Annotated in this window: 6 protein-coding genes; 1 reads left to right on the forward strand and 5 read right to left on the reverse strand. The window is 32.6% G+C overall.

What is annotated here, in order from left to right:
- Positions 1-234: 234 nt before the first annotated feature.
- The gene (locus ACTFWY_RS17360) at positions 235-897 is read right to left on the reverse strand and encodes a class I SAM-dependent methyltransferase (RefSeq protein ID WP_001092058.1); all 663 of its coding nucleotides are present in this window, start codon (positions 895-897) and stop codon (positions 235-237) included.
- 390 nt (positions 898-1,287) lie between these two features.
- Between ACTFWY_RS17360 and erm(A) the strand changes: the two genes are divergently transcribed.
- Positions 1,288-2,019 carry a 23S rRNA (adenine(2058)-N(6))-methyltransferase Erm(A) gene (erm(A), locus tag ACTFWY_RS17365; protein ID WP_002360844.1) on the forward strand — a complete coding sequence of 244 codons (732 nt, stop codon included), beginning with the start codon at positions 1,288-1,290 and terminating at the stop codon, positions 2,017-2,019.
- Between the two features lie 124 nt (positions 2,020-2,143).
- Here erm(A) and ACTFWY_RS17370 read toward each other — a convergent pair whose 3' ends face one another.
- From ACTFWY_RS17370 to ACTFWY_RS17385, 4 genes are all read right to left on the reverse strand, one after another.
- Positions 2,144-2,926 carry an aminoglycoside nucleotidyltransferase ANT(9)-Ia gene (locus ACTFWY_RS17370; protein ID WP_000067268.1) on the reverse strand — a complete coding sequence of 261 codons (783 nt, stop codon included), beginning with the start codon at positions 2,924-2,926 and terminating at the stop codon, positions 2,144-2,146.
- Between the two features lie 150 nt (positions 2,927-3,076).
- Positions 3,077-3,454, reverse strand: a complete 378-nt coding sequence (locus ACTFWY_RS17375) for a DUF6262 family protein (RefSeq protein WP_000361059.1) — start codon at positions 3,452-3,454, stop codon at positions 3,077-3,079.
- Positions 3,455-3,460: 6 nt separating this feature from the next.
- Positions 3,461-5,353, reverse strand: a complete 1,893-nt coding sequence (locus ACTFWY_RS17380) for a site-specific integrase (RefSeq protein WP_001557544.1) — start codon at positions 5,351-5,353, stop codon at positions 3,461-3,463.
- On the reverse strand, positions 5,350-6,435 hold the full coding sequence (locus ACTFWY_RS17385; protein ID WP_000868132.1) for a tyrosine-type recombinase/integrase: 1,086 nt from the start codon (positions 6,433-6,435) through the stop codon (positions 5,350-5,352). Before ACTFWY_RS17385 ends, ACTFWY_RS17380 begins: the two co-directional genes overlap by 4 nt.
- Positions 6,436-6,568 lie beyond the last annotated feature (133 nt).

Here is a 6,568-nt window from a genome sequence, read left to right on the forward strand (position 1 = left end):
GGGACTTTATCAAGAGTAAATTACAAAAGAATCATTTAAATCAATACTTTCACTTTGAATACATGTATTTGAAGTGGAAGGTACTTATTTCAAAAATAGTAAAACCTGTATCTTAAATTACTTAATAGTAACATAAGATACAGGCTGATTTTTTATTCATTGTTATTTATACTAAAGCACCCGATAGCTCTGAAAACAATCACAAATTCAACTTTTCAAAGCCACAGCTTTAAGTTATTTTGTCCAGACAACCCCCATTGCCCAACCCATTTTATGGAATTGGCATCCAGGCAACAACTTTTCATATAAATCGTAATAATTTTGTTCAGATAGGTACTTATCTGAAGCTAAATGCTCAAGCCATGATTTAGATGTGTTGTGATTATAAATTCTAATCGCATTTTTTATTCCAAATTTGAAACAATGCGGTAAAAACTCTTGGATTGCCCCTAATTTATAAACATAGGTAGGCGGTGTCTCGACTTCAGATACATTATCAAGAATAACTATTCTTCCTTCCTCATTCAACAGTTCCTTCATTTGCTGTATTACGCTGGCTATATCATCCAAATGATGAAAGGTTGTTCGGCTTACAATAAAATCAAACTTCTCATTAAAATTAAGTTGTTCTGCATTCATATTCAGATAGACCGTATTTGTTAGTTGACGTTTAGATTTGGCAAGATCGAGCATTTGATTAGAAATATCAATCCCTACCACTTCATCATAATAACTTGCTAATTTCTCCACTAACAAACCCGAGCCACATCCGATATCTAATGCTCTGCCTTTCTTTGGAGACATATTAGACACAAAGAATGAATAATCATTCAAAAGCTCATTCACGAAATCGTAATCTTCTGCAACCTTATCAAACTGTGATTCTATTGTATTCAAAAAGATCCCCCATTCCTACTTTATCGACATTCTTTCATTACTTACCACTTTAGATGTTTTTTCGTTGGGGATAAAACTTCCCTTTAGACAATTTTATCCAAAGACAATACAACAGTGCAACTTTATTAAAGTCACTGTCCTTTATCGCAGCCTTTACTTTTTAGTAAAGACAGTGGCTTCTCTTATCAAGTTTCAAAACATATTATTTTGAAGAAAACGTCCAACTGAAGTGTCAAGTGCAAAATTACATATAGAGCTTTATTCTAAAAAGTAAACAGAAATGATATAATCAGTTACGTAAGGAGGTTTCAAGTATGTGCACTAGTATCGCAGTAGTAGATATTACTTTATCTCATTCATAATGAAAAAAATGGCAAGGAGAAGGTTATAATGAACCAGAAAAACCCAAAGGACACTCAAAATTTTATTACTTCTAAAAAGCATGTAAAAGAGATATTGAATCATACGAATATAAATAAACAAGATAATGTAATAGAAATTGGATCAGGAAAAGGTCATTTTACCAAAGAACTTGTCAAAATGAGTCGGTGGGTGGATTCTATAGAAATTGATGAGGACTTGTGTCAAGTCACCCAAAAAGTCGTGAAGCCTTTTCAGAATATAAAAGTTATCCATACGGATATTCTGAAATTTAACTTCCCCAAAAACAAAGACTATAAAATATTTGGTAATATCCCCTTTAACATCAGTACTGATATTGTCAAAAAAATTGCTTTTGAAAGCAATTCGAAATATAGTTACCTTATTGTGGAGAATGGTTTTGCAAAAAGATTACAAAATACGAAACGAGCTTTAGGTTTGCTATTGATGGTGGAATTGGACATAAGAGTTCTCAAAAAAGTGCCACGAGCATATTTTCACCCTAAACCGAATGTAGACTCTGTATTGATTGTTCTTGAACGACATCAACCATTGATTTTAAAGAAGGACTACAAAGAGTATCAATCTTTTGTTTATAAGTGGGTAAACCGTGAATATCGCGTTCTTTTTACTAAAAACCAATTCCGACAGGCTTTGAAGCATGCAAATGTCACTAATATTAATAAACTATCGAAGGAACAATTTCTTTCTATTTTCAATAGTTACAAATTGTTTCAGTAAATTAAAGTAATAAAGCGTTCTCTAATTTCACAAGAGAACGCTTTATTCTTCCTAAAAATTTTCAATATTTATTAATAAATCGGTTGTTTTAAAAGTAGGCACCTGTTATTGCAATAAAATTAGCCTAATTGAGAGAAGTTTCTATAGAATTTTTCATATACTTAACGAGTGCTTTCACCTTTGAATATAGTCCTTCCCACTTATCATCACACTCTCCCCGATAGCCTTTTCTAGCTATATCCAGTAAAGTTACATGCTCTTTAGGTAAAAGAGGTATAGCCCATTCTGCAGCGACATCTTTCGAGGTAATTTCACCAGTAGTCACTGTTTGCCACATTCGAGCTAGGGTTAAAATTACATTACGCTCATCACCTTTTATCCCCTCAATTAGTTCTGGCAAAGAATCCTTAATTGCTCTTCGAATATCTGTCAAAGGTACGGAGACAAGTATACTTGAAGAATCAGGACCAAATAGAGAAATACTATTCTTTCTTGCTTGTGCTAAAACAATAGCCAAATCAGGATCATAGCTTGGTTCCTGAATTTGTCCATTCTCAAATTCACCCCTGAGCCACTCACCGTATATAAATTCTCTTTTTGGAGGATATTGCCAAGGGACAACTTCACTCCTATTTATAACCGTAACTTCAAGTGGTCTAACAGAATCCGTATTTCCAATCTTTCCTGATATAGTCATTAGTCTTTCTGTTAGTTTTTTTCGAGTTAATTGAGGTAAACTATGATTCACGACGACTAGAACATCTACATCGCTGTTAATGCGTAAACCACCATTTACTGCTGAACCAAATAGATATACTCCAACTATTGAACTTCCAAATAAATCTTTTACGATTTTTAATGTTTGAATCGCTTGATTTGGTATTTTTCCGTTAATCAAATTGCTCATGATTTCACCTCGTTGATTATGTTCATATAAAGTTTATATTGATACTCAATTTACTTACCCTAGATTGGACATATACTTAAATTACTGTTCAATAAAGCTGACCGTTAGCGTTTAAGTACATCCTTTCACAATTTGTCTACAGATTAATAATTATTCTTTATTATACAGATCTCCATATAATTTTTGAATTTGGTTCTGTAATTTTTTATTTTCTTTTTCTAATTCCATTACTCTTCTTTTTAAGGTTTTAATAAGGATTTCCTCCGAACGAGAACTTTTCTTGGGTTTTGAGACTACATTTGCTGTTATTTGACGCTCACGAAGGGATTCGATTCTTTGCCTAATATCGTGTTCCTTATAAAGCCATGATTTAGAAACATTAGCTTCCTTTGCTATTGAATTAAAATTAATAACTTTACCTTCAATCGAAAATTTAGAAATCGCTTTGTCTACTTTTTCCCTTGTCTTTTTTGATTTCTGCTTCGCCAAACGTACAATTTCTGTTGTATTTCTAACTTGTTTATCCATTGATAATTACCCCGTCAAACTTCCAATGATTTGTTCTAAACGCTCTTTAACACGGCTATTAGTCTCTACTTGTCTTTGCCATTGTTTATCCTTAGCTATGGCTAATAACTCTTCTGTACGCTCTAACTGTTCTTCGTGCTGTGGTAAGAATTGCTTACTGGTACAGAAGTGAGTGCAATCTAAGCATGCATTCGCATGTGGACAACCACCTGCTACTACTGGCAATCTACAATAACCATTTGGAAGCACTTGTGCATTTATATTTTTCTTGAACCATTGAAGCTCTACATCATCGACTTCATTATCTTCATCTAGATCAAGCACATCTCCATTATTGGTAACCAGTTTTTCCTGAAATTTAGTAAATTCATTTTTTAGAGTTTCATCAAAGATATGAGCGTATCTGCTTGTCATTTCTGGGCTTTCATGCCCCAAAAATTTCTGCACAATATGCTGGGGCATCCCGTTGTTAATCATTCTTGTTCCTACTGTATGGCGAAAGGCATGGGCATGGAATCTATAAATCTCACCTGATTTATCCACTATATTTTGCTCATAAGCTAATTTATTTAACTCACCTCTAAATGTTTCTTGTTTTAATGGCGATCCATCTTTTCTTGGAAAGAGGTATTCACTATCTGGAAATTCCTCTGAAACTTTATCTTCCCGAACTTTAATAAGTAAAGCTACCTCTTTAGATATTGGAACTATATGCTCCTTTTTCATTTTCCATTGATAATACTTTAAAAAGAAATCTCCATCTTTGTCCTCTAATAGACAGCCTTTTTTCAAGGTGCACAATTCACTTATCCTCATTCCACATTCTTGAACAATCATAGTCATCGTAGCTATATATTCGGGTAATTTATCAAGATGACTGTTCAATTGCTCTAGGACGAATTCATCTATAAAGCGTGGTTTTGCTCTTGGTATTTTCGGATAGTCCTCAGAATAAATTAATATTTTGGAAGGAACATCATCCCATTCTAGCCTAAGAAGGGTACTAAATAGTCCTTCCAATATAGAGATCCTCCCAGTTATTGTACTAGGTTTTATTCCCATCATGTTTAGTTCACTTAAATATGCTTCAATTTCCACTCTCGTTAATTGGTGTACTCTCTGAACTTGTTTAAATTTCATGTCCAGAAAATTAAAGAACTCTTTAAGTCTTTGGGCAATATCACTTACATAGGAAAAGCTATCCACGTTCAATCTCAACTTACAATATCTTTTTACAAGTTGTTTAAAATATGTATTCCGAAACCCTTTAAAGTTAATTGTATATTCATATTGTGTTGGGTTAACCTTATCATCTGGCAAAGGTAAGTTACGTCTATCCCAAACGTCTTTATCCCACTCCTCTCCATCAAAATAAAAGTTCTCATAAAACTCCATAAATTGTTTTAGATTAGTAACATAGTAGGAATTAGCTTTTACAGGTGTTTTTTCTTGATTAGCAGTAATCTTATAATTAGTAGTGGTAATTCTAACACCCCGTTTTGTCAAATAAGTTCTATACTCCGTCATTGCTTTTTCAATAGGAACTTCAGTAATTGAAGTAATGCTAGGATACTTTAAATCTAAGAAATCTAACATTTTATTAATTACTGTTCCTTTTCTAATCCAGACAGTTTTTGCATTCCATATTCCATTGTTTAAATGGTAAAAATAAAAATATTTCAATTCTGTTCTTAACCACAGATTTTTAACACGTTCAAAACGAACCCAACGATTCCTTAAAGCAGGATTCTTACTTAATTCTATGGCAGAAGGATGTGGACATTTTCTTATATCCCAACTATTATTAGCCCAAAACCCCTGCATTTCTTCATTCATTACAGCTATTTTTTTGCTAATCTCACTCTGACTAATAATTTTCCTTTTACTAGAAGCATTCATTTCTTATGCTCCTTTCTCTCGAGGTATTTATTAAACTCATTTTTCATATCCTGATCTGAAAGATGAACATAGGTATTTAACGTTGTCTGAACATGTGCGTGACCTAATCTCTTTTGAACGAACGCAACATCCCATCCTTCCCTAATTAGCTGCGTTGCGTGAGTGTGGCGAAGCATATGTGATGTAAATTCTATTCCAGTCCTTTTAACTATTCTTCTAACTAGATCAAGAACACTTTGGTACTTTAGTGGTTTCCCAAAATAGCCTTCTTTTAAGGAAATAAAAACATAATCATGCTCCAATTCCTCACTATACTCATATATCAAGTAATCTGTATAAAGTGACATAAGTTCTTTACTCACATGTATTGTTCTTTCCTTCCTTAATTTAATATAAGCTTCATTAACATTAACATCTCTAGGTGTTAAATGGATTTGATTGTCCCAAGTGACAATATCTTCAAGCCTAAGCGATAACACTTCACCGATTCTTAAACCACCCTCATACATAAGCATTAAAATTAATTTATCTCTTTTCGTATGACAAGCATCAATAATTTGCTTAACTTCCTTTGATCTCAATGTTCTTATCTGTTTCTTTTTAACCCTTAACTTTAAGACATTCTTTTGGTATCTACCCTTATTAACATGATGTAAAAATCCTTTGAAATTTCTTCCCTTTGCTTGTTTAAATACATCAATTGATTTAAATTCTCCTAATCTACTTAAATAATCAAGAAAACTCATAACTACATTTAAAATTGTATTCACTGTCGTTTCTTCTCTTATGGCTTTTTTTGACTGAAGATCAATTACATTTGATGCTGAAGGATATCTCAACCAACCTACGAAGTCTGCTAACAACTCAAAGTTAATATCATTAAGAATAACACCTCTCTGTTCCATGAACTCGTACAGCAACTTTAAATGATAGCAGTATGCCTTAATGGTATTAGGAGACTTACCAGTATTATCTAAGTATTTAATAAATTTCATTACTGGTTCTATTAGCTGGTATTCTTTATCTAGTAATAAATACAATGGATACGGCTTATTCTCCACTTCTATCCTTTGAACCTTCACATGTTCCCACCTCTTTAAATACTTTAACTACTACAAATTATAAACCTTGTTAATTTTTATTTAAAGTAAAATATCCCTTTAATATCTCCTCTTAAACTACTTTAACTACTATTATTTATTATACTATGGTTAA

The sequence above is a fragment of the Enterococcus sp. 125944 genome, assembly GCF_051909435.1.
In the GTDB taxonomy this organism is placed as follows: domain Bacteria; phylum Bacillota; class Bacilli; order Lactobacillales; family Enterococcaceae; genus Enterococcus_D; species Enterococcus_D gallinarum.

What these genes read in the sequence shown, in the direction of transcription:
- ACTFWY_RS17370 (WP_000067268.1), bottom strand. Translation starts at nt 2,926, where the DNA reads ATGAGCAATTTGATTAACGGAAAAATACCAAATCAAGCGATTCAAACA.
- ACTFWY_RS17375 (WP_000361059.1), bottom strand. Translation starts at nt 3,454, where the DNA reads ATGGATAAACAAGTTAGAAATACAACAGAAATTGTACGTTTGGCGAAG.
- ACTFWY_RS17380 (WP_001557544.1), bottom strand. Translation starts at nt 5,353, where the DNA reads ATGAATGCTTCTAGTAAAAGGAAAATTATTAGTCAGAGTGAGATTAGC.